Genomic DNA, 21,770 nt, shown 5'->3' with positions numbered 1-21,770 from the left:
ATCGTAGGAGCGGCGGGCCGTCAGACCGATACAGCCAGACCGGGTTGATCAGACCAGGGTCGCGGCCGCCTGCTTGTAGGCCACCTCGACCACTTCACTCAGGGTGGGGTGGGTGTGCACCTCATGGGCCAGCTCGCGCACGCTCTGGCGGCGGGCCACGGCATTGGCAATCTCCTGAATCAGGTCGGCGGCGTGGAGGCCATAGATATGGGCTCCGAGCACCTCACCGCTGGAGCGGTTGAACAGCAGTTTCATCAGACCATCGCTTTCGAGCTCCGCCAGCGCCTTGGAATTGGCCTTGAAATAGCTGCGCACCAGCCCGAGTTCAAAGCCGTCGGCGGCAGCGAGCTCCTTGGCGTCGGCTTCACTCAGGCCCACGGAGCTGATCTCAGGATGGGTGAAGGTGGCCGCCGGAATCGAGCGGTAATCAATCAGGCGCTGGTGGCCCAGGATGTTGTCTACGGCCACGCCCCCCTGGGCAGCGGCGGTGTGGGCCAGCATCATCTTGCCGGTCACATCGCCCACGGCCCAGAGATGGGGCACTGGGTTGCCATCCACCAGTACGCGCATCGCCTCATCCACCGGGATGAAGCCGCGGTTGGTGGTCACATCGACGCTGGCCAGGTTGAGGTCCTTGCTCACGGGCACCCGGCCGGTGGCCACCAGCACCGCATCCACCTCCAGGATCTCCACCGGCTCGCGGCTCGCCATCTCCACCAGCTCGATCCGCACCGGTGATCCAGGTGTGACCGACTTGGCGAGCACACCGGAGCGGGCGTCGATGTCGCGGCCATCGATCAAGTTGCGAGCGGCCATCTTGGCGATGTCGGGATCGAAGGTGGGCATCACCCGATCAAGGGCCTCGATCATCGTGACCTCACAGCCAAGGGCGGTGTAGACGTCGGCGAACTCCAGACCGATGTAGCCGCTGCCGATGATCGCGATCCAGCGCGGCAGCCACTCCAGGCTGATGGCTTCATCACTGGTGAAAACGGTGCGCCCGTCGGTTTCGATGCCGGGGGGGACGAAGGGGTCGGAGCCGGTGGCGATGATCACGTCACGGGCTGAATACACCCGCTCGATGCCGCTGGCTTCTCGCACCGCCACCCGCTGGGAGCCATCCAACCGTCCCTTGCCGCGCAGGATCGTGGCACCGGCCCGCTCCAGTGTCTTGGTGAGGTTGGTGCGGATCGTGGCCACCAGCTGGTTGGCATGGTCGGCGATCTTCTGGCGCTCGAAGCGCACCGGAGCCGCATGGATGCCGAAGCCGCGCAGGTGCTCGACGTCCGCCAGTTCCCGCACCCGGCCGCTGGCGGCCAACAGGGCCTTGGAGGGCACGCAGCCCCGGTTCACGCAGGTGCCGCCCATGTCGCGCGACTCCACGATCGCGGTGCGCAGGCCATGGTCGGCGGCGTGCTTGGCGGCGTCAAAGCCGCCATAACCGGCACCGATCACGATCAGATCGAAGTCAAAGCTGGCTGCGCTGGCGTCGCTCACCTGGGCTGCTGCGGTTGTTGCCCCGCATTCTCCCCCGTCAGCTGACGCCAGCGCTCCAGCAACAGCGGTGCGGCGGCCACCGCCACATTGAGGGATTCCACCGCCGCACTGTGGGGAATGGTGACCCGGTGGCTGCTGACCGCCAGCAGATCCGGAGCGAGGCCCGCTCCCTCATTGCCGAGCAGAAGCACCGTGGGACGGGTCCAATCGAGCTGCCAGTAGGGCATCCCGCCGGCAACCACCGAGGCCACCACCTGGGCGCCGTTCGTGCGGGCGGACTCCAGGCGCGGCAGCAGCCGCTCGAACCGGCGGCAGGGCATGGCCAGGGCCGCGCCGGCCGAAGCGCGCAGCACCTTCGGCTGAAAGGGGTCGGCCCCCTCCGCCAGCCAGATCTCCTCCACCCCGGCCGCCAGGGCAGTGCGTATCAAGGTGCCGAGGTTGCCGGGGTCCTGAAGGCGATCGAGCGCCAGCACGAACTCGACGCGGGGGGAAGCCGGCAACTCCGGCCACGGCAGCGTCAGCAGCACCCCATCGGGATGGGCGGTGGTGGCCATCGCCTCCAGCACCGGCTCAGCGACCGGTTGCAGCACGGAGGCCACCCGGGGGTGGGCCTCAAGAAGTGAGCGGTGACGCTCGATCCAGCCAGGAGTGGCAAGCACCTGCCGGGGTGGCAGGCCCAGGCGCAGAGCCTCCTCCAGCAGATGGGTGCCCTCCAGCAGCAGCAGGCCCTGATCCCGGCGGCCCCGGGGCTGATGAAGGGCGCGGCAACGGCCCACGAGTGGATTACGGCGGCTCGTGATCAGCTCAGCTGTCTGGGTCACCGCAGCGGTCCCATCGCTGGCCTCAGAACGACTGACGGCAGCGCACATGCATGGGGGCCTGAATCAGAATCCCGGCATCCTCCAGATCGATGCCGCGGATCGAAGCCACCTCACCCTCTATGCCCTCGCTTCTGAGGTTGTCAACCAACCGGCTCACCACAATGTCTTCGATGGTGGATTCATCCATGCCATCAGGGGTGAGACTTTCCAGAAACTTGCCGATCTTCTTGGCAACAACCTCAGAAGAATTTGTGATCTTGATGACAATCATGGGTGATGCGGCACCACGGCTGAAAGCACTGGCCCCGGCAAGGGGGAGAGGGGAGCGTGGGCTGAACTGGTGGAAAGTGCGGATGGGGAGACTTGAACTCCCACGACATTGCTGCCACTAGTACCTGAAACTAGCGCGTCTACCAATTCCGCCACATCCGCTGGCAGTGCCGCAAAAGCGACCAGAAAATCTTAAATCACGGAGGGCCGACCCCTCCTGACTCCGGGCCCTGGGCTGAAGGCGGCTCGTGGTGATCAGCCAGAGTTGCTACCAACCATGACAGTTCCTCGGGCGGACGCCTAGACGGTCGCGGTCTTGGTTGTCAAGATTCTGGGACCAAAAGTCGGACCGAGCGCCATGACATTGACCGTCGTACCGACACCCACCTCCATTGTTGCGCCTCAGTTGGAGATCACGGGTGGACGACGGTTGTCCGGCGAAGTACGGGTCAGCGGAGCCAAGAACTCCGCCCTGGTGCTGATGGCAGCCTGCCTGCTCAGTCGCGACACCCTGCGCCTGACCAACGTCCCCCCCCTGACCGACATCGCCGGAATGGGCGAGATCCTCACTGCGCTGGGTGTGCGCGTCAGACGGGGCCAAGACTGGGTTGAGCTCGATGCCAGCCACCTGAGCCAATCGACTCCCCCCTACGAGCTGGTGAACAGCCTGCGGGCGAGCTTCTTCTGCATCGGCCCCCTGCTTGCCCGGCTGGGCATGGCCAAGGTTCCCCTTCCAGGCGGCTGCAAGATCGGCTCCAGGCCCGTGATCGAGCACGTCAAGGGCCTCAAGACCCTTGGTGCCCAGGTGAGCATTGAGCATGGGGTGGTCTCGGCCGCAGTTCCTGGCCGCAGCCAAAGGCTCACCGGCGGACGCATCCATCTTGAATGCCCCAGCGTCGGCGCCACCGAAACTCTGATGATGGCGGCCGCCCTGGCCGATGGCGAAACGGTGATCGAGAACGCAGCTCTCGAGCCTGAGGTGGTGGATCTGGCCGGTCTGCTCAACGCCATGGGCGGACGAGTCCTGGGTGCCGGCACCCCCACGATCGTCATTGATGGGGTCGAGCGGATGCACGGCGCCGATTACGCCGTGATCCCCGACCGCATCGAAGCCGGCACCTTCCTGCTGGCCGCTGCCATCACCCGCTCCGCCCTGCGCGTCACCCCGGTGATTCCCGAGCACCTCGGTGCCGTGCTCACCAAGCTGGTCGATGCGGGCTGCGAACTGATCCCCGACGGGGAAGGCATGACCCTGCGCGCCTCACACATCCAGGCCGTGGACCTGCGCACCCAGCCCTTCCCCGGCTTCCCCACGGATCTGCAGGCCCCGTTCATGAGCGTGCTGGCCACCGCCCAGGGCACGAGCATGGTGGTGGAGAACATCTTCGAAAACCGCCTTCAGCACGTGGCTGAGCTGCAGCGCATGGGTGCCGACATCCGCATGCAGGGCAACACCGCCCTGGTGGAAGGGGTGGCCCGCCTCAGCGGCGCTCCCGTGCAGGGCACCGACCTGCGCGCCTCGGCCGCCATGGTGCTGGCCGGCCTGGCCGCCGATGGCATCACCACCGTTCAGGGCCTGGAGTTCCTCGATCGGGGCTACGCCGATTTCGAGGGCAAGCTCAACGCGGTCGGAGCCTCAATCCGGCGCCTGGAGCCATGAGCCTCTTCCTTCACAAGTAAGCTAACTCCCGCGGGAGCGTGCCGGAATTGGTAGACGGACTCGACTCAAAATCGAGCGCCCTCGGGCATGTGGGTTCAAGTCCCACCGCTCCCATCACGTTGCCACGGGCCAGCCAGCCGGCCCCGGAGTCGCAGACTCCGCTGACGGTGTCTCACACCCCGCTTTCAGCGGTGATGGGCACCTATGCCCGCCTGCCCCTGGAGCTTGTCAAAGGCCGGGGGGTGTGGGTGCGCGACAGCCAGGGGCGCCGCTACCTCGACTGTGTCGCCGGGATTGCCACTTGCACCCTCGGCCACAGCGATGGGGTGATGCGCCGGGCTCTGAGCAAGCAGCTGGGCCGCCTTCAACACGTCTCCAACCTCTACCGGATCCCCGAGCAGGAGGATCTGGCCCGCTGGATCGTGGGGCGCAGCTGCGCCGATCGCGTCTTCTTCTGCAATTCCGGCGCCGAAGCCAATGAAGCCGCCATCAAGCTGGCTCGTAAGCACGGCCATCAGGTCCGCGGAATCGAGCGCCCGCTGATCCTCACGGCCCAGGCCAGTTTTCATGGCCGCACCCTCGCCACCGTGAGCGCCACCGGCCAACCCAAGTACCACCAGGGCTTCGAGCCGATGGTGGAGGGGTTTCACTTTTTCCCCTACAACGACACCTCCGCCTTTGAAGAGCTGCTGAGCCGCAGCGAAGCCGACGGTCCCCGCGTGGCAGCCGTGATGCTGGAGCCCCTGCAGGGAGAAGGGGGCGTCAACCCCGGCGATCCCGCCTTCTTCCAGCGGGTGCGCCAGCTCTGCGACCAGCACCGCATCCTGCTGATCTTCGATGAGGTGCAGATCGGCATGGGCCGCAGCGGTTGCCTCTGGGGCTACGAAAAGCTGGGCGTCGAACCTGATGCCTTCACCACGGCCAAGGGGCTGGGCGGGGGCTTCCCGATTGGCGCCCTGGCCGTGAAGCAGGCCTTCGATCACTTCCGTCCCGGCGACCACGCCAGCACCTTCGGGGGCAACCCCCTGGCCTGTCGTGCCGCCCTCACCGTGGCCCAGGAGCTGGAGCGGCGACTGCTGGTGCCCCACGTGCAGCGGATGGGCGAGCTGCTGCTGCAGTTGCTGGCTGAGCTGGTGAGCCGACACCCCCAGCTCCTGGAGGGGGTGCGCGGCTGGGGCCTGCTCCAGGGCCTGGTGTTGCGCCCGGAAGCACCCACCGCCCCCCAGATCGTGCTCTCGGCGATCCAGAAGGGGTTGCTGGTGGTTCCCGCCGGTCCAAGGGTGGTGCGGCTGGTGCCACCCCTGGTGATCAAGCCCCGCCAGCTTCGCCAGGCCGTGGCGCTCCTGGAGCAGGCCCTGCTGTCGATCCTTGAGGAGCCATCGATTCATTCGCCGACCTGATCGAGCCGTTCAGCCGCCGTGGCGTTGATCTGGGCCTGGATCGGATGCGCAGCGCCCTGGCGGACCTGGACCATCCCGAGCGCCGCTTTGCGGCGGTGCAGGTGGCGGGCACCAACGGCAAGGGATCCATCTGCACCTTGGTGCACGCGGCCCTGCTGGCCAGTGGCCTGCACGCCGGGCTTTACACCTCTCCTCACCTGGTGAGTTGGTGCGAGCGGATCCGGTTGGGGGACCAACCGATCTCCGCCCCAGCCCTGCGCAGGCTGCTGAGCGACCTGCAGCCCCTGGCCCGCCGCCACGATCTCACCCCCTTCGAGCTGGTGACCCTGGCGGCCTTCCAGGCCTTCGCCGACGCCGGCCTCGATCTGGTGGTGCTGGAGGTGGGTCTGGGGGGAAGGCTGGATGCCACCACCGTCCATCCCGAGCGCCAGGTGCTGGGATTCGCCGCGATCGGCATGGACCATGCGGAGGTGCTCGGCTCCACCATCGCGGCCATCGCCGCGGAGAAGGCGGGGATCCTGAGCCCAGGCAGCCTGGCAGTGAGCGGCCCCCAGGAGCCAGAGGCCGCTTACGTGCTGCGCCGGCGCGCAGTTGAAAGCGGCAGCACCTTGCTCTGGGTCGACCCGCTCAGCACGAACGGAGGGGATCTGGTGGCCGGCCACCTGCGCTGGCGGAGTGGTCTGCCCGGCCTGGTCCAGCGCCACAACGCAGCCGTGGCCCTCGGCCTGGTGCGTGCCCTGCGCCAGCGGGGCTGGAGAATCCCCGATCAGGCGATCGTTGAGGGGTTCGAAAACGCCCGCTGGCCGGCACGGCTGCAACCGGTGCTCTGGCAGGGGCAGCCCCTGTTGCTGGATGGTGCCCACAACCTGCCGGCGATCCAGGCCCTGCGCCGGGAACTGGATCAGGCCGAGGCCGCCGAGCACCGACGCTGCTGGGTGCTGGGGGTGCTGGCCAACAAGCCGGCGCCGGCGATGGTCCGGGCCCTGCTGGCCCCATCCGATCGGGCCTGGCTGGTCCCGGTGCCTGAGCATCCCTGCTGGAGCCTGGAGGCGCTGCTGGCAGCGGCACCCGAGCTGAGCGGACGCCTGGAGGCGAGCGCCTCGCTGACTGAGGCACTCGGCGCCGCCACAGCCAGTGCCGGCGGACGGACGGTGGTCGTGGCGGGATCTCTTTACCTGATCGGTGCCCTGATCCGTTCAGGCAGCCTCCAGGAATCGGGGTGATCCGGGAGAGAGTGGAGAGCGCACCCCGCAGCAGCGTCATGACCCATGCCACGCGCCTGATCAAGCCCCGGGGTATGCACGACCAGATCCACCAGCACCAACTCCACCACCGACGCCAGCGGCGCGGCTGGCCGGGGGCTCTGACTTCTATGGCGCTGGCCCTGCTCGCGATCTCACTGCTGGGCGGCCCCTGGATCTCTGCCGCAATCGCCCTTGAGTCCGGCGCAGGAATGGGGGGAGTACAGGATCTTGCCCTGGCTCAGGAGCGGGTCGATTACACCCTCACCAATCAGGACGGCAAGGATTTCAGCGGGCAGCAGCTGGCCAACAGCTCCTTCGCCGGGGTGACCGCCCGGGATGCCGATTTCAGTGGCGCGGATCTTCACGGGGCGATCCTCACCCAGGCCTCCTTTCTGCGCTCCGATTTCAGCGGCGCCGACCTCTCCGATGCCCTGATGGACCGGACTGATTTCACCGGCACCGACCTGAGCGGAGCCCTGCTGCGGGGCGTGATCGCCGCCGGCAGCAGCTTCAGTGATGCCGTGATCGATGACGCCGACTTCAGCGACGCCCTACTTGATCGCTCCGATCAGCGCGTCCTCTGCCGCCGGGCCCGGGGCACCAATCCCACCACGGGAGTCAGCACCCGCCTCAGCCTCGACTGTCCTTAGGCCATTCAGCGTTCGCTCCAGCCCCGCAACTTGCCTGGGTTGAGCAGACCAGCCGGGTCATGGGCGTACTTGGCCGCCACCTGATCGGCGTCGATCACCCCCAGGCCCCCGTCCTCCACCGTGAGCACATGGGGGTTGAACAGCAAGGCCCCAAGCTGCCGCGCCTGCTCCATCAGCTCCAGCAAAGCCTCGGGGCCGCGCCAGCGCACCAGAGGCAGGGCTGCCAACCGCTGGCAACCCTGCTGGCGCACGGCTTCAAGATGCCAGAGCAGATCATCCCCCCAGCGTTGCTTGAGGGCTTCGAGCGCCGGGAGCTCCGGTTGGGGAAGAAGCATCTGCAGGTAGGTCCAGCCGGGGTCATGGGCACGCATGTGCAGGGTGGTGTGGTTCCAGCAGAGTTCCCGCAGGGGCACGCCGCGGCATCCCCGCTCCGGCGCCTGCCAGACCAGCCGCCCGCCCATCGCCCCAAGCAGCGGCTCCAGCGCCGGCAGGGCATCGGGTGCAGCCAGCAGCAGCAGGCGATGGCCATCGGCCGGTGGGCAAAGGGTGGGTGCTGAGCTTCCATCCGGAGGCTGGCCATGCCCCCCCGGACAGGGCAGATTCCTCGCAACCGCCGCTTCCAGCAGGCAGAGGCCGTTCAGGACCATGGCCGTGGCGGGGAGGGCGCGGATCGCCGCAACCGCTGCCTTCCAGCTGCTGAAGTCGATCACCAGCTGCTGCCAGGCCACCGCCGCGGCTGTGGCCACGCTCACCGCCGTGAGAATTCCGTTGCTGCCGTAGGCATGGTTGAGAGGGGCACTGGCGCTGGCATCGAGCTGCAGCAGCCTTGGCTCCGGCTCCACCGTGACCACCTCGAGCCCCAGCAGATGGCCGGGGTCGCGCAGAAAGCCCCAGCGCACCGAGCCGATGCCGCCGGAGCCGCCGGCGATGAACCCTCCCAGACTGGCGCTGCGGCGGGTGCTGGGGGTGAGGCGCAACTCCCGCCCATGGGGAGCGAGCTGCTGCTCCAGGTCGGCCAGCAGGCAGCCCGCCTCCGCGGTCAGCACCCCACTGAGGGGATCCAGCTGCCGCACCTGGTTGAGACCGCTGAGGTCGAGCACCACCCCCCCGGCCAGGGGGACGCACTGGCCGTAGTTGCCGGTGCCACTTCCCCGCAGCGTGATCGGCACCCGATGACGGGCGCAGGCTCCTGCCACCAGCTGCACCTGCTCGGTGCTGCTGGCCTTGACCACCAGCTGGGCCAGCCTGTCCTGCAGCAGGGGCGTCAGCACCGGGGAGTAGCTGAAGAAATCCCGGGAGAGCCGCTCCAGCTCAGACCCGGCGCGAATCAGCACCAGACCCTTGCCGGCTTCCCCGGCAGAGGAGGCGGCCACGGAACTCAGCTCGGCCACCAGAGCCTCCAGCTGGGCTTGCGTGGGCGGCGCTGGAAGATCGTCTGGCAGCTGGGTGGCAATGGCCGGGGCAGGGGGCCTGGTGACTGGATCGAGGGGCAAAGCGACCGAAGCGGCGAACGGCAGGCAGGGGCCTCACCTCCGTCCGGTCTACTCAGCCCCGCTGGGCATAGCCGCGGCCATCGCCTCCAGCCATCATCTCCAGCTGTGCTGCCAGCTGCGGCGGCGCCGGGGCCGGCAGCCACTGGCCAGCGCGCAGCACCCGCCGCTGGGGAGAGCGGGCCAGCAGCTCACTCCAGCTGCCGGCGGCGATCACCACCAGATCAGCGGGTGCCCCGGGGCGCAGCACCCCGTCCCACTCCAGACCCATCAAGCGGGAGGCGGAGGTGGTGAACGGAGCCAGCCCCTGCCGCTGCCAGGGAGCCAGATGGGCCGCCGGCAGGCAGAAGCGCAGCAGCTCCAGTGGATCGAAATCCCCACCCGGATGCCAGGAGTCCTGGACGTTGTCGCCCCCCACCGCCACCGTGACGCCGGCGCGCTGCAGCTGGCGGATCGGGGCCAGGGGCCGGATGGCCGGGGTGTCTTGAGCGTGATGTCCCAGCAGCCAGAGGTTGGTTGGGGGCAGGGCCACCACCGAAAGGGACGCGTCCGCCATTGCCTCGGCGAGCCGGTTCAGGCGCGGTGCCCTCAACTGCGACATCGAGCAGCTGTGGCTGCAGGTGACCGGCACGCCGATGCGGTGCCGCCGCACCAGCCTGGCTACCAGGGCCACTCCCGCCCCGCCCCCCTCGCCGCTTTCATCGACGTGCAGATCCACCGGGGCTCCCAGGCTGTCGGCCAGCTGGAGCAGGGCCAGCAGCCCTTCGCCATCGGCACCGCTGGGGGCCATGGGGGCGCCCAGCACACCCCCCAGCAGCACCGATCCCCGCGGACCGCGGCTGACGAGCCGGCGGGCCAGGGCGCCTCCCGCGGCCGTGCCCCAGTGCTGCACCGGCACCAGAGCCACCAGCTGCAGCGCCAGCCGTGGCGCCCAGCGGCGTTGCAGCTGCAGCAATCCCTCCCATCCCGGCTCGGCACCGGGACCGAGGCTGTCGATGTGGCTGCGCACGGCTCTCAGGCCGTAGCGCCAGGCCCGCTCCAGGGCTCGCTCACCCCGCTCCAACACCTGCTCGAGGTTGCGTTCCTGGTGCTCGGCCAAGTTGGCCGCCAGAGCCCCTTTCATCGTGCCCGCCGGGTTCGGGTGCCGCTCCCAGCTGAAGGCCTTGTCGAGGTGGGCATGGGGCTCCACCAGGGGGGTCAGTGCCAGGGGCAACTGCTCCCCATCGCCGCGGAGATGGGTCTCGATCGCCGTGATCCGCCCATGCTGATGGATCAGACGCACGGCCACCAGGCCAGCCGCATCCGCCGGGGGCAGATCACGGCGCTGGGGATCGATCAGGGCACGCGGCAGCAGCAGCGGCGGCAGCGACTCAACCGCGCTCACCACGGCCCACGATCGGCTGAGGCGCTTTCTGGGTCGTTGTCGCTGGAGGTGTTCAGGATCTTGAAGCGCCCGGCGGCCGCCACCGTGAGCACGCGATACACAGGAAGCTCGAGAAACGGCAGCACCGAAGGGCCTCCAATCTGGGTGCGGTAGACGCTGAACAGTCCGAAGTTCTGCCGCCCAGTGCTACGCCGGGCCAGGTCACCGAGCACCTTGTGCTGACTGCGAACCAACTCAGGACAGTTCTGGATCGCCAGCTTGAGGGGCATCGGCAGGCGATTGACGCACACCTCCTCAACCGCCAGTTCAGCCAGCTGGTCACCCGCGAAGCTCTCGAACTCATCCAGCCCGGGATTGGTGAAGACCAGGGCAACCCCGCTTACCCCTCCCGCCACGGCCAGAGCGGAGGACCAGCGGGCAAGGCGAACTGAAGGGGCGGGCCGCAAGGCGAGGGTGCAAGGCTGCTTGATACATTGGCAAAGACCACGGCGGGCGTCGCCAAGTGGTTAAGGCAGCGGCTTGTGGTGCCGCCATCCGGGGGTTCGAATCCCCTCGCTCGCCCTCATTGAAGCCAGCAGTCGATCGGCTGCTGGCTCATCTCTTACCGGATCGGCGCAGGGGAGCCCCAGGGAGTCGCTGATGGCTCCACAGGCCCTGGCCGCGCTGTCCTCCGCCAATCCAGCGGTGTTCAGGGCCACGGCTCTCACCCGGGGCGGTGGAGTGCCCATGGGCCGGCCAAGGGCCGCCAACCCCTCCAAAACGCCGATCAGCTCTGACAGGGGTGGTACCGCCACCTGGGGATGCTTGTTCACATGGCTCTGGCCAGCCCGATGGACCAGCAGCAGTGCCGTCGGCTGGCTGCCGCGGATCAGGGGCAGGGTGGCTGTTGAGCCGGGATGGCAGAGGGAGCCCTGACCCTCCACGAATAACAGGCTCTCCTCGGTGCAGGCTGGGTCAGAGGCCGCCTCCAGCAGGGCACGCTCCACTGCACCGGCTGCATAGTCGACACGAACGGCATCCAGGGGGACGCCCCTGCCGCTGATCAGAATGCCGGCCTGGCCGGTGCCGACGAACCGGCCATCCAGCCCCGCCCTGCGGGCGGCCGCTGTGAGCTCCAGGCAGGCGCTCATCTTGCCCACGGCCATGTCGGTGCCCACCGCCAGCAGCCGCTCGCCGGGCAGATCTGCCGCACGGGCCGCGGCCACCTGCAGGCCAGGGGGCTCCTGACGCAGATCCCAGATCCACTGCCCAGGACCCCGCAAGGCAGCCAGCTCCGGATCGGAGGCCAGGGGGGTATGCAGACCACTCGCCAGGTGAAGCCTGGCCCGCAGGGCAGCGGCCAGATCAGCCTTCAGCTCCGGCGGCAGCTGCCCACCGGATGGGGCCAGCCCCACCACCGCCACCTCCGGCCGGAAAGCCAGTGCGGCGTTGAGGTCGGCCACGATGGGCACCGATCGGGAGATGCCGGAGATGGCCTCCAGCTCAGCGCCGGCATGGGCCGGATCCACCACGGCCACCACAGGACCGTGCCGGTAGCGCAACATCGCCAGGCCCGTCTTGCCCGAAAGGTTGTCGAGGCCGCCGTGGAGCAGCAGCACCACGGGCGCATCGGCGCTCAGCACGGGGCAGCCGCTGCAGCGGGATCTGAGGACTCAATCACCCCAAGCCCGGGACGAGAGGAGGGCAACAGCCTGTCGCCCTGGAGCTCGGGGCCCTCGAAGGGGTCGTCGATCAGGTTCAGGTGGCTGTCGAGGTCGGGCCAGCGCACCAGCGGCAGCAGCTGGGAGGCAGCCCCGTTGAGCAGGGCGCTGTCGGAGTAGCAGCCCAGCATCAGATCAAGCCCGAGGCTCCGTGCGGTCTGGGCCATCAGCAGGGCCTCCGTGAGGCCGCCACTCTTGAGCAGCTTGATGTTGACCGCATCCACGTGGGGGGCAAGGCGCAGCAGGTCGGCCAGGTTCCAGCAGCTCTCATCGGCCACCAGGGGAATCGGGCAGCTCAGATCGAGGGCCTCGAAGCTGGCTGCATCGGCGTCGGGGTCGAGCTGGGCGGGCAGCGGCTGCTCCACCAGCACCACCCCCTGCTCCGCCAGCCAGGGGATCAGCTGCTGAGCGGTGGCCAGGTCCCAGCCGCCATTCGCATCCACCTGCAGCTCACTGACCGTTCCGGCCTGCTCCTGCAGCCGCCGCCCCACCGCCAACACCAGGGCACGGTCGTGGGCTGGGCCATCAGGACTGCCCAGCTTGAGTTTCACCCGCTGGGGCCAGCAGCCCAGGCGCTCCTGCCACAGATCCAGCCTGGCGAGCACCCGCTCCACCTCGCCCAGGCCGAGGGTGACGCTGGTGGGACTGCAGGCGGCCCGATCCAGGCCCCAGAGGCGCCAGAGGGGCTGGCCCAGCTTCTGGCCCCACCAGTCGTGCAGGGCCAGGTCGATGGCGCAGCGGGCCGGTGGCGACAGCGGGGTCAGCCAGGGCTCGAGGGCCTGAAAGGCCGGCAGGTCATCGCCGAGGGCCAGACCCTCGGCTGAGGCGAAGCGCGCCAGCAGGGTTTCCAGCTCCGCCGCGACCGCCTCGATGGCATAGGCCCGGTGACCGGTCTCGAAGCCGCCGGTTTCGCCGCGACCCACCAGCCCCTCGTGCTCCAGCTCGACCACCAGCCGCCGCACCGATGCCGTGGTGCCCCGGCTGATCGCCAGGGGCACCGCTTTGGTAAGCGTGATCCAGTGAAGACGAACCTGCATCCCACAAGTTTCGGCCATGGTCGAAACTTGTGGGATGAGCGTTACCACCACAACGGCGAGTGCCACAGCATCGGCCCCAGCACTGACTGGGCGGGGCGGCAGCTACTGGATCACCACCTTCGGCTGCCAGATGAATAAAGCCGATTCCGAGCGCATGGCCGGAATCCTCGAAAGCATGGGCTACCAGCCCGGAAGCGATGAGCACAGCGCTGATCTGGTGCTCTACAACACCTGCACGATTCGCGACAACGCTGAGCAGAAGGTCTACAGCTACCTGGGCCGTCAGGCCCAGCGCAAACGAACCAACCCCCATCTCACCCTGGTGGTGGCTGGTTGCGTGGCCCAGCAGGAGGGAGAGTCGCTGCTGCGGCGGGTGCCCGAACTCGACCTGGTGATGGGTCCCCAGCACGCCAACCGGCTGGGCACCCTGCTGGAGCAGGTGGCCAGCGGTCAGCAGGTGGTGGCCACTGGTGAGCACCACATCCTTGAAGACATCACCACCGCCCGCCGCGATTCCCAGGTCTGCGCCTGGGTGAACGTGATCTACGGCTGCAACGAGCGCTGCACCTATTGCGTTGTTCCCTCGGTGCGTGGCGCCGAACAGAGCCGTCGCCCCGAGGCGATCCGGCTGGAGATGGAGGGGCTGGCGGAGCGCGGATTCAAGGAGGTCACCCTGCTGGGCCAGAACATCGATGCCTATGGCCGCGACCTGCCCGGCATCACCCCGGAGGGCCGCCGTCAGCACACCCTCACTGACCTGCTCCAGCACGTCCACGACGTGGAGGGGATCGAGCGGATCCGCTTCGCCACCAGCCATCCCCGCTACTTCACCGAGCGCCTGATCGAGGCCTGCGCCGAGCTGCCCAAGCTGTGCGAGCACTTCCACATCCCCTTCCAGAGCGGTGATGACGACGTGCTCAAGGCGATGGCACGCGGCTACACGGTGGAGCGGTACCGGCGCATTCTCGAGCGCATCCGCAGTCGCATGCCCGATGCGGCGATCAGCGCCGATGTGATCGTGGGCTTCCCCGGCGAAACCGAAGCCCAGTACCGGCGCACCTTTGCGCTGATTGAGGAGATCGGCTTCGACCAGGTGAACACCGCCGCCTACTCGCCCAGGCCCCATACCCCTGCAGCCGACTGGCCCGATCAGCTGAGCGAGGCCGTTAAGGTGGATCGGCTCCAGGAGATCAACGCCCTGGTGGAGCGCACAGCCCGCCTGCGCAGTGAGCGTTACCGGGGGCGGATCGAGCAGGTGCTGGTGGAAGGCAGCAACCCCCGTGATCCCAGCCAGTGCATGGGCCGCACGCGCACCAATCGGCTGACGTTCTTCCCCGCCAGGGACCCGTCCAGCCATAACAGCGAACTCCAGGGCGGCGCCATCCGGCCGGGGGATCTGGTGAACGTGAGGATCGAGGAGGTGCGCGCCTTCTCCCTCACCGGCGTTGCGGTGGGCTGAGACGTGGTGGCGCTGATACGTTTGGCGCCGATCCGGATCTGACCGACCCCATGCCCAGCTCCCTCCGCTGCGTCGGCCTGGTGTTCGGGGGGGCATCCGATGAGCACGCTGTCTCGATCCGCTCGGCCATCACCGTGGTGGCAGGCCTCAGGGACGACGAGAACCGCCTGCGCTATCTGGTTCGGCCCTTCTACATCGATCGCCAGGGCCGCTGGTGGGGCCCAGAGCTGGCCGAGACCGTTCTCTCCAGCGGTGAACCGGCCTCCGACGAGCAGTTGCTCGACACCGCAACTCATCGGCCCCTGGAGGGACCTGGCTTCAAGGGCCTTCCACCCCAGGCCGCTGGCGTTGACGTGTGGTTTCCGGTGCTGCACGGGCCCAACGGCGAGGACGGCACCATCCAGGGCCTGTTCACCTTGATGCAGGTGCCCTTCGTGGGCTCTGGCGTGCTCGGCTCGGCCCTCGGCATGGACAAACAGGCCATGAAGGCCGCCTTCGCCGCCGCAGGCCTGCCCCAGGTGCCCTACGCCGGCGTTCAGGCAACAGACCTGCGCCAGGACCCGGAGGGGCTTCTGCAGCGCCTGGAGAGCGATCTGGGCTACCCCTGCTTCGTCAAGCCGGCCAACATGGGCTCCTCGGTGGGCATCAGCAAGGCCAGCGACCGCGCCTCCCTGTTGCAGGGGCTTGAACTGGCTGCTGACCTCGATCCACGGCTGGTGGTGGAGCAGGGGGTCACGGCCAGGGAACTGGAGTGTGCCGTGCTCGGTCACGGGCCTGGAGGCCGGGGCGGCCTCCAGGCCTCAGTGGTGGGGGAGATCCAGTTTTCAGCTGACTGGTACGACTACGAGACGAAATACACCGCAGGGCTGAGCTCCACCGTGATCCCCGCCGAGCTGCCCGAGGTCGTGAGCGAGAGCCTGCGCGCCATGGCGCTTCAGGCCTGTGCCGCCGTGGCGGCCGAGGGGCTGGCGCGGGTGGATTTCTTCTACGACGAAGCGGCGCAGCGGCTCTGGCTGAACGAGATCAACACCATGCCCGGCTTCACCAGCCAGAGCATGTATCCGATGCTGTGGGCCGCCAGCGGGGTGCCACTGGCCGACCTCGTGCACCAGTTGGTGGAGAGCGCGGGAGAATGGGATGGTGAATCATCTCGAGAGGACCTGGCGGAATGAGTCACGGCTTGCTCTGGCTGCCCCTGCTGGTGGTTTTTGTGCTGCTCACGGCCCTCGGCTGGCTAGAGCGGCGCCGTCAACGACTGTTCCGCGACTGGGCAGCCGGCTCGGAACTCTCGAAACTCGATGGCTGCGGTGCGGCGCGGCTCGCCGATGGGGTCCTGACATGGAGCACCTTTGAGGCCGGGGTGCTCAAGCCCCAGGGATCGTTTGTCATCAGCAAGCTCGAACTGCTGGAGCTGATGTCACTGGGATCAGGTGATGCTCCCCTCACTGAAGAAAGCCAGGGCAGCTGCCGTGTTCGGCTGGTGGGAGATGGCCAGCAAAAGGACCTGCCCTTCTCCGATGCCGAGCGAGCCCGGAGCTGGATGGATGAGCTGATGGCCCGATCCCGTTGTGAGCTGTGAGTCCCGGTCCTCTGGCGCCAGGGGTTGAAAGACGGCGGCAGCTGCGGTTGCAGCGCCGGCAGGAACGCCTTCGCAACTTCTGGAGGCTTGTGGTCTTCTCAGCGGCAGCCGCGGGCCTTGGCTACGGACTGTTGCGCCAGGGCTGGAGCCTTAGCGGCCCGTCCCAGGTGGAGGTGAGCGGCAGCGAACGGGTGAGCCGTGAGCAGGTGATCACCGCAGCCGAACTGCGCTTCCCCATGCCCCTGCTGACCCTCGACCCCCGGCGGCTGCGCTCCGAACTCCTGGGCGCCCTGCCGGTGGAACAGGTGACGGTGCAGCGCCTGATCCTGCCGCCCCGCCTGCGCATTGAGCTTATGGACCGAAAGTTGGTGGCGCGGGCTGAGCGCCGCACAGCCAGTGGGAACGAGCAGGGCTACATCGACCGCCTGGGCAACTGGATAAGCATCAGTCAGACGACCATCGGGTCCAGCGGTAGCCAGCCCGAAACGGCGATCCGTGTGCAGGGCTGGCAGGACCGGTTCAAGCCCACCATCGTGCAGCTCATCGGCCGCCGCAACGACCTGGGCAGTCCGCTCCAGACGATCCGATTCGAACCGGACGGCACCCTCTTTCTGAGCACCGGCACTCTGGGAGAGGTCAAGCTCGGTGGCCCTGACGGCGACCTCGCCCGCCGCCTCTATGTGTTGCGTTATCTGTCCGGAGAACTGCCGAAGCAGGTCAAGGGCCAGGGGGTGCGCTCCATCGATCTGAGCGACCCCAACCAACCCGAACTGGGGCTGCCGGCTCCGGCGGTCGATTCCGCTCAGCCGAAACGAGCAGGGCAAGGAGTGGACTGATGCGCCAGGGGAGTGGGACTCCCAAATGGAGCGCAAACCCTCACCGGAGCATTGCGAGAAAATCGATTTCACGCAAAAGTGCCGCATCGCACAGGATTTCCTCAGCCCTCCACCGACATAATGCTGCCCGAGATGAGTGCCAACGGTTCCCCGGGCGGCCAGCTCACCGCAGGAATCTTCCCCATCCCACAAGACGCCTTACTCGGATCCCCATTGACCTCCTCGCCCTCCAGTAACGGCATTGTTCCCAGCCAGAGCGCCAGGATCGAGGTGATCGGCGTTGGAGGTGGCGGCAGCAACGCCGTCAATCGGATGATCGCCTCGGATCTCGAAGGCGTCGGCTACTGGGTGCTGAACACCGACGCCCAGGCTCTGTTGCAATCGGCCGCCCAGCGGCGGGTGCAGCTCGGCCAGAAGCTCACCCGGGGCCTTGGGGCTGGCGGCAACCCCATGATCGGTCAGAAGGCGGCCGAAGAATCCCGCAACGACCTGCAGAGCGCCCTCGAGGGAGCCGACCTGGTGTTCATCGCCGCCGGCATGGGGGGCGGCACCGGCACCGGAGCGGCTCCGATCCTCGCGGAGGTGGCCAAGGAATGCGGTGCCCTCACCGTGGGCATCGTCACCAAACCCTTCAGCTTTGAAGGACGTAAGCGCATGAAGCAGGCCGAGGAAGGCATTGCCCGGCTGGCGGAGCACGTCGACACGCTGATCGTGATCCCCAACGATCGCCTGCGTGATGCCATCTCCGGTGCGCCCCTGCAGGAGGCCTTCCGAGCCGCCGACGACGTGCTGCGACAGGGCGTCAAGGGAATCAGCGACATCATCACCCGTCCTGGCCTGGTCAACGTTGACTTTGCCGATGTGCGCTCGGTCATGACCCTTGCAGGCACAGCCCTGCTGGGCATCGGCGTGGGCTCTGGCCGCTCACGGGCCGTGGAAGCTGCACAGGCCGCCATCAGCAGCCCTCTGCTGGAAGCCGCCCGAATCGACGGGGCCAAGGGCTGCGTGATCAATATCAGCGGCGGCAAGGACATGACCCTCGAGGACATGACCACCGCCTCCGAGGTGATCTACGACGTGGTCGACCCCGACGCCAACATCATTGTGGGCGCAGTTGTGGATGAGAAGCTCGAAGGTGAGATCCACGTGACTGTGATCGCCACCGGTTTCGAGGCGGGCAGCATTTACCGCACCGAGCGCCCACGCGAGAAATTTGCCGCCAGCCCCGAGCTGACCCACTCCGAAGCCGAAGCAGAGCAGCGCGGCGCCAAGATCCCTCCCTTCCTGCTCAACCGCCAGAGCCGCTCCAGCAACCCCTGATCGGGCAGCGCGACCAGGCCTGAAGGCTCCAGGTTTTGAAGAGGGTGACCCGGAGTCCACGCCTGCCTGGAGCATCCCGTGTGGCTGCTCCCTTCCGGTCCTGACCAGATTTGGGCGTCCGGGCCGCGTGGGTCCGAGTCTGGTCAATGGTAGCAATGGAAGCCCGAGAGGTTTCTGCCCGTGCCCCTGAGACCCCGTGATCTGGTGGCCCGCAAACAGGCGGGGCGGCCGATCCTGATGCTCACCGCCTGGGATGCCCTCTCAGGGGCGCTGGTGGAGGAGGCCGGTGCCGAGGTGGTGCTGGTGGGCGACTCCCTGGCGATGGTGGTGCTCGGCCATGCCACAACCCTGCCGGTGACCCTGGCGGAGATGATCGGCCACACCCAGGCCGTGGCCCGGGGACTGCGGCGGCCCCTGGGCCAGCAACCGCTGCTGATCTGCGATCTGCCCTTCCTCAGCTACCAGTGCGGCACTGATCAGGCGGTTGCTGCAGCTGGGCGGGTGCTCAAGGAAAGCGCGGCGGCCGCCGTGAAGCTGGAGGGGGGTGAGCCGGAAACCGTGGCCGTGATCGACCGGCTGGTGCGCAGCGGGATCCCGGTGATGGGCCACCTCGGCTTGACTCCCCAGTCGGTGCACCGGCTGGGCTACCGGCGCCAGGCCAGGGACCCGATCAGCCAGGAGCGCCTGCGGCGCCAGGCGCTGGATCTGGAGGCCGCCGGCTGCTTCGCTTTGGTGCTGGAACACGTGCCGGCGGATCTGGCCGGCAGCCTGCGCCGGCAGCTGGCCATTCCGGTGATCGGGATCGGCGCCGGCGACGACTGCGACGGCCAGGTACGGGTCACGGCGGACCTGCTGGGCCTGACCCCAAGCCAACCTCCTTTCAGTGCGCCGCTGCTGGCGGGCCGCGAGCTCTGCGTGGACGCCCTCAGGGGCTGGCTGCAATCGGCGACCCGGCCAGAGGCAGAGGCACCTCTTGAGGTTGATGGTCATCCCACCAGGCCAGCAGCTCCCTCAGCACCGCATTGCTGAGAGCCAGCCCCCGGGGATCCGCCAGCCGCCAGCGCCGTCCCTCCACCAGCAGCAGGCCACGCTCGCGCCAGGGGGCCATCGAGGCATGCAACGACGCACAGCCAGCGGTACTCAGACCCGCGGCCCGGGCGAGCCGCTCCAGGTTCACCCCTTCGCGCCGGCGCAGACCCACCATCAGCCACTCATCGAACGGCGGCCGCCCTGCCGGCGGGCTGGCCGCTCTGCTCTGCAGCCAGGCGGCATAGGCCTCACGGGTGCGGGGCCTGGCCAGGCGCTGTCCGTAAGGAGCCGACGTGGCCCCCAGGCCGAAACCCCACCAACCGGCCCCGCTCCAGTAAACGCGGTTGTGACGGGAGGCATGCCCCGGCAGGGCGTAGTTGGAAATCTCGTAGCGGCCGTAGCCGGCGCTGCGCAGCTGCTCCCCGGTGAGGTCCATCAGGTCGGCCCCCAGATCCGGATCCGGCAGGGGCAGCTGCCCGCGCTGCTGCAGGCGCTCGAACACGGTGCCGGGCTCCACGATCAGGTCGTAGACGGAGAGATGGGGCGGCCCCAGTTCCAGGGCCTGCAGCAGCTGCTGCCGCCAGTGGGACAGATCCTGCTCGGGAAGCCCCTGGATCAGATCCAGACTCCAGCTGGCCAGATCACCGGCGGCCAGGGCCTCGCGCAGCCAGCCGGCGGCCTGGAGCAGGTCCTGGCGGCGATGGCGGCGCCCCAGTCGCTCCAGCACCCCGTCATCGAAACTCTGTCCCCCCAGACTCACCCGATTGATGCCCAGAGCCAGCATCCCCTCCAGCCGCGGACGATCAAAGCTGGCCGGATCCATCTCCAGGGTGATCTCAGCCCCGGGGGCGAAGCCGAATCGCTGCCGCAGGCCATCGAGAACCCCCTCCATCTGCCGGGGAGTGAGCAGCGAGGGGGTGCCACCTCCGATGTAGACGGTGGAGAGCGGCGCAGGGTTCGGGCTGGCGGCGATCTCAGCCTGCAGCAGGGGCAGATAGGCGGCGATCGAGCCGGAATTGGCCCCGTCGGCATGGTCCCCCAGTGGCACCACCGCGAAATCGCAGTAGAGGCACCTGCGTTGGCAGAAGGGGATGTGGAGGTAGGCGGCGCGGGGTGCGGTCACGGGCTGGCGTGGACTTGGGCGCGGTCGCCTTCAGGTTTCGCCACATGTCCGTAGGCAAATGTACGGATACCTTTCCCAGCCAGATGGAGTGGGATCAGCCATGCTGCGAGTTCCCGGTCCCAGGCAGTACACAACCCATTCATGGTGGACCCGATCATCCTGCTGCTGTTCCTGATCTCCGGCGCAGCCACCGGCTGGCTGGGGGTGGATCTGCTGCCGGAGAACCTGCTGATCGAGGTGACCAACCTCGAGGGCCTGCGCTGGGTGCTGGGCGGCTTCGGGGCCTTCTTCGGGCTGCTGGCCGGATTCTTCTTCCAGCTGCTGCGGCGGCGCCTGATGCGTCAGGTGCGCTCGATGCCCACCGATCTTCTGGTGAGCCGCGCGGTGGGGCTGATCCTGGGTCTGCTGGTGGCCAACCTGCTGCTGGCACCGATCCTGCTGCTGCCGCTGCCCTGGGAAGTGATTTTCGTGAAGCCGCTGGCGGCGGTGTTGAGCAACGTGTTCTTCGGTGTGTTGGGTTACAACCTCGCCGAGGTTCACGGGCGCACACTGCTGCGACTGTTCAACCCTTCCAGCACCGAGGCGCTGCTGGTCGCCGACGGGGTTCTGCAGCCGGCCACCGCCAAGATTCTTGATACCAGCGTGATCATCGACGGACGAATCCGCGGCCTGCTGGAGTCGGGACTGCTGGAAGGCCAGGTGATCGTGGCCCAGGCTGTGATCGATGAGCTGCAGCAGCTGGCCGATTCGGGCAATGCCGAGAAGCGTGGCAAGGGTCGGCGCGGCCTGAACCTGCTGGCGGCCCTGCGTGAAACCTATGGCCGCCGCCTGGTGGTGAACAGCACCCGCTACGAGGGCAACGGCGCCGACGACAAGCTGCTCAAGCTCACCGCCGACACCGGCGGCACCCTGCTGACAGCCGACTACAACCTGGCCAAGGTGGCTGAGGTGCAGGCCCTCAAGGTGATGAACCTGAGCGCCCTGGTGATCGCCCTGCGGCCCGAGGTGCAGCCCGGTGACGCCCTGCAGCTCAAGATCGTTCGCGAGGGCAAGGAGGCCAATCAGGGCGTGGGTTACCTGGAGGACGGCACCATGGTGGTGGTGGAATCCGCCCGGGCCCGCATCGGCCAGCGGCTGCCCGTGACCGTGACCGGCGCCCTCCAGACCCCTGCTGGGCGCATGGTTTTCGCCCGCTGCGACCAGGAGGGGCCGAAACAGCCCGCCCAGGTCCAGCAGCCGGCTGGCCCCCGCTAGGCTCCACTTCAGGCCCT

19 protein-coding genes, 3 tRNA genes, 1 other RNA gene and 1 pseudogene are annotated in these 21,770 nt (G+C 68.0%); 13 read left to right on the top strand and 11 right to left on the bottom strand.

What is annotated here, in order from left to right; translation table 11 throughout:
- Positions 1 to 48 precede the first annotated feature (48 nt).
- The 4 genes from CJZ82_RS02745 to CJZ82_RS02730 all read right to left on the bottom strand — a co-directional run bounded on the left by CJZ82_RS02745 (position 49) and on the right by CJZ82_RS02730 (position 2,750).
- On the bottom strand, positions 49 to 1,497 hold the full coding sequence (locus CJZ82_RS02745; protein WP_094554266.1) for a dihydrolipoyl dehydrogenase: 1,449 nt from the start codon (positions 1,495 to 1,497) through the stop codon (positions 49 to 51).
- Entirely contained in the window at positions 1,494 to 2,366 is an 873-nt protein-coding gene (locus tag CJZ82_RS02740; RefSeq protein ID WP_198949626.1) for an RNA methyltransferase, read from the bottom strand. The genes CJZ82_RS02745 and CJZ82_RS02740 overlap by 4 nt, the downstream gene beginning before the upstream one ends.
- On the bottom strand, positions 2,341 to 2,589 hold the full coding sequence (locus tag CJZ82_RS02735) for a hypothetical protein (RefSeq protein WP_094554265.1): 249 nt from the start codon (positions 2,587 to 2,589) through the stop codon (positions 2,341 to 2,343). The genes CJZ82_RS02740 and CJZ82_RS02735 overlap by 26 nt, the downstream gene beginning before the upstream one ends.
- 77 nt (positions 2,590 to 2,666) lie before the next feature.
- A tRNA-Leu gene (locus CJZ82_RS02730) sits at positions 2,667 to 2,750 on the bottom strand.
- 196 nt (positions 2,751 to 2,946) lie between these two features.
- Between CJZ82_RS02730 and murA the strand changes: the two genes are divergently transcribed.
- From murA to CJZ82_RS02705, 5 genes are all read left to right on the top strand, one after another.
- On the top strand, positions 2,947 to 4,248 hold the full coding sequence (gene murA / locus CJZ82_RS02725) for a UDP-N-acetylglucosamine 1-carboxyvinyltransferase (protein ID WP_094554264.1): 1,302 nt from the start codon (positions 2,947 to 2,949) through the stop codon (positions 4,246 to 4,248).
- A 32-nt stretch (positions 4,249 to 4,280) separates the two neighbouring features.
- Positions 4,281 to 4,362 (top strand) — tRNA-Leu (locus CJZ82_RS02720).
- Between the two features lie 80 nt (positions 4,363 to 4,442).
- Positions 4,443 to 5,648 carry an aspartate aminotransferase family protein gene (locus CJZ82_RS02715; RefSeq protein ID WP_094554263.1) on the top strand — a complete coding sequence of 402 codons (1,206 nt, stop codon included), beginning with the start codon at positions 4,443 to 4,445 and terminating at the stop codon, positions 5,646 to 5,648.
- 44 nt (positions 5,649 to 5,692) lie between these two features.
- The gene (locus tag CJZ82_RS02710; RefSeq protein WP_233129993.1) at positions 5,693 to 6,871 is read left to right on the top strand and encodes a folylpolyglutamate synthase/dihydrofolate synthase family protein; all 1,179 of its coding nucleotides are present in this window, start codon (positions 5,693 to 5,695) and stop codon (positions 6,869 to 6,871) included.
- 38 nt (positions 6,872 to 6,909) lie between these two features.
- A complete protein-coding gene (locus tag CJZ82_RS02705; RefSeq protein ID WP_094554404.1) occupies positions 6,910 to 7,542 on the top strand; it encodes a pentapeptide repeat-containing protein in 633 nt (210 codons plus the stop codon).
- Positions 7,543 to 7,547: 5 nt separating this feature from the next.
- On the opposite strand, the gene CJZ82_RS02700 is transcribed toward CJZ82_RS02705, so the two are convergent.
- From CJZ82_RS02700 to CJZ82_RS02690, 3 genes are read right to left on the bottom strand one after another with little or no spacing between them, the layout of a single operon-like run.
- Complete coding sequence (locus CJZ82_RS02700; protein WP_094554261.1) at positions 7,548 to 9,035, bottom strand: FAD-binding oxidoreductase; 1,488 nt, start codon at positions 9,033 to 9,035, stop codon at positions 7,548 to 7,550.
- 52 nt (positions 9,036 to 9,087) lie between these two features.
- Entirely contained in the window at positions 9,088 to 10,419 is a 1,332-nt protein-coding gene (locus CJZ82_RS02695; RefSeq protein ID WP_233129992.1) for an amidohydrolase family protein, read from the bottom strand.
- Positions 10,413 to 10,862 carry a DUF4359 domain-containing protein gene (locus CJZ82_RS02690; RefSeq protein WP_233129991.1) on the bottom strand — a complete coding sequence of 150 codons (450 nt, stop codon included), beginning with the start codon at positions 10,860 to 10,862 and terminating at the stop codon, positions 10,413 to 10,415. The genes CJZ82_RS02695 and CJZ82_RS02690 overlap by 7 nt, the downstream gene beginning before the upstream one ends.
- A gap of 42 nt (positions 10,863 to 10,904) precedes the next feature.
- Between CJZ82_RS02690 and CJZ82_RS02685 the strand changes: the two genes are divergently transcribed.
- Positions 10,905 to 10,977 (top strand) — tRNA-His (locus tag CJZ82_RS02685).
- Between the two features lie 92 nt (positions 10,978 to 11,069).
- Here CJZ82_RS02685 and CJZ82_RS02680 read toward each other — a convergent pair.
- Together CJZ82_RS02680 and CJZ82_RS02675 are read right to left on the bottom strand one after the other, a co-directional pair.
- A pseudogene (locus CJZ82_RS02680) lies at positions 11,070 to 11,960 on the bottom strand (DUF1611 domain-containing protein); the annotation flags it as partial.
- 71 nt (positions 11,961 to 12,031) lie between these two features.
- A complete protein-coding gene (locus CJZ82_RS02675; RefSeq protein ID WP_094554260.1) occupies positions 12,032 to 13,153 on the bottom strand; it encodes a dipeptide epimerase in 1,122 nt (373 codons plus the stop codon).
- 34 nt (positions 13,154 to 13,187) lie between these two features.
- Here CJZ82_RS02675 and miaB point away from each other — a divergent pair, with 34 nt between their 5' ends.
- The 5 genes from miaB (at position 13,188) to ftsZ (ending at position 18,347) form a co-directional block, all read left to right on the top strand.
- Positions 13,188 to 14,612: a tRNA (N6-isopentenyl adenosine(37)-C2)-methylthiotransferase MiaB gene (gene miaB / locus CJZ82_RS02670; RefSeq protein WP_094554259.1), complete on the top strand. Its 1,425-nt coding sequence runs from the start codon at positions 13,188 to 13,190 to the stop codon at positions 14,610 to 14,612.
- Positions 14,613 to 14,662: 50 nt separating this feature from the next.
- Entirely contained in the window at positions 14,663 to 15,784 is a 1,122-nt protein-coding gene (locus CJZ82_RS02665) for a D-alanine--D-alanine ligase family protein (protein ID WP_094554258.1), read from the top strand.
- Positions 15,781 to 16,191: a hypothetical protein gene (locus CJZ82_RS02660; RefSeq protein ID WP_094554257.1), complete on the top strand. Its 411-nt coding sequence runs from the start codon at positions 15,781 to 15,783 to the stop codon at positions 16,189 to 16,191. Before CJZ82_RS02665 ends, CJZ82_RS02660 begins: the two co-directional genes overlap by 4 nt.
- The gene (locus CJZ82_RS02655; protein WP_094554256.1) at positions 16,188 to 17,027 is read left to right on the top strand and encodes a cell division protein FtsQ/DivIB; all 840 of its coding nucleotides are present in this window, start codon (positions 16,188 to 16,190) and stop codon (positions 17,025 to 17,027) included. The genes CJZ82_RS02660 and CJZ82_RS02655 overlap by 4 nt, the downstream gene beginning before the upstream one ends.
- Positions 17,028 to 17,240: 213 nt before the next feature.
- The gene (gene ftsZ / locus CJZ82_RS02650; RefSeq protein WP_094554401.1) at positions 17,241 to 18,347 is read left to right on the top strand and encodes a cell division protein FtsZ; all 1,107 of its coding nucleotides are present in this window, start codon (positions 17,241 to 17,243) and stop codon (positions 18,345 to 18,347) included.
- Between the two features lie 43 nt (positions 18,348 to 18,390).
- On the opposite strand, the gene ffs is transcribed toward ftsZ, so the two are convergent.
- An RNA gene (gene ffs, locus CJZ82_RS02645) (signal recognition particle sRNA small type) lies at positions 18,391 to 18,487 on the bottom strand.
- A gap of 46 nt (positions 18,488 to 18,533) precedes the next feature.
- On the opposite strand from ffs, the gene panB reads away from it, so the two are divergent.
- Positions 18,534 to 19,376 carry a 3-methyl-2-oxobutanoate hydroxymethyltransferase gene (gene panB / locus CJZ82_RS02640; protein ID WP_094554400.1) on the top strand — a complete coding sequence of 281 codons (843 nt, stop codon included), beginning with the start codon at positions 18,534 to 18,536 and terminating at the stop codon, positions 19,374 to 19,376.
- Here the strand turns inward: panB and hemW are convergent.
- Positions 19,273 to 20,499, bottom strand: coding sequence for a radical SAM family heme chaperone HemW (hemW, locus tag CJZ82_RS02635; RefSeq protein ID WP_094554255.1), 1,227 nt, complete (start codon positions 20,497 to 20,499; stop codon positions 19,273 to 19,275). The genes panB and hemW overlap by 104 nt on opposite strands.
- A gap of 141 nt (positions 20,500 to 20,640) precedes the next feature.
- Between hemW and CJZ82_RS02630 the strand changes: the two genes are divergently transcribed.
- Complete coding sequence (locus tag CJZ82_RS02630) at positions 20,641 to 21,753, top strand: PIN/TRAM domain-containing protein (RefSeq protein WP_198949625.1); 1,113 nt, start codon at positions 20,641 to 20,643, stop codon at positions 21,751 to 21,753.
- Positions 21,754 to 21,770 lie beyond the last annotated feature (17 nt).

It is taken from the genome of Synechococcus sp. 1G10 (assembly GCF_002252625.1).
Taxonomy (GTDB): domain Bacteria; phylum Cyanobacteriota; class Cyanobacteriia; order PCC-6307; family Cyanobiaceae; genus Regnicoccus_A.
This window is presented reverse-complemented; position numbering and strand designations above follow the sequence as displayed.

Excerpts from the sequence above, each read along its gene's own strand:
- CJZ82_RS02740 (WP_198949626.1), bottom strand. The coding sequence starts at position 2,366 with ATGTGCGCTGCCGTCAGTCGTTCTGAGGCCAGCGATGGGACCGCTGCG.
- CJZ82_RS02735 (WP_094554265.1), bottom strand. The coding sequence starts at position 2,589 with ATGATTGTCATCAAGATCACAAATTCTTCTGAGGTTGTTGCCAAGAAG.
- murA (WP_094554264.1), top strand. The coding sequence starts at position 2,947 with ATGACATTGACCGTCGTACCGACACCCACCTCCATTGTTGCGCCTCAG.
- CJZ82_RS02715 (WP_094554263.1), top strand. The coding sequence starts at position 4,443 with ATGGGCACCTATGCCCGCCTGCCCCTGGAGCTTGTCAAAGGCCGGGGG.
- CJZ82_RS02710 (WP_233129993.1), top strand. The coding sequence starts at position 5,693 with ATGCGCAGCGCCCTGGCGGACCTGGACCATCCCGAGCGCCGCTTTGCG.
- CJZ82_RS02705 (WP_094554404.1), top strand. The coding sequence starts at position 6,910 with ATGACCCATGCCACGCGCCTGATCAAGCCCCGGGGTATGCACGACCAG.
- CJZ82_RS02675 (WP_094554260.1), bottom strand. The coding sequence starts at position 13,153 with ATGCAGGTTCGTCTTCACTGGATCACGCTTACCAAAGCGGTGCCCCTG.
- miaB (WP_094554259.1), top strand. The coding sequence starts at position 13,188 with ATGAGCGTTACCACCACAACGGCGAGTGCCACAGCATCGGCCCCAGCA.
- CJZ82_RS02665 (WP_094554258.1), top strand. The coding sequence starts at position 14,663 with ATGCCCAGCTCCCTCCGCTGCGTCGGCCTGGTGTTCGGGGGGGCATCC.
- CJZ82_RS02660 (WP_094554257.1), top strand. The coding sequence starts at position 15,781 with ATGAGTCACGGCTTGCTCTGGCTGCCCCTGCTGGTGGTTTTTGTGCTG.
- CJZ82_RS02630 (WP_198949625.1), top strand. The coding sequence starts at position 20,641 with ATGGTGGACCCGATCATCCTGCTGCTGTTCCTGATCTCCGGCGCAGCC.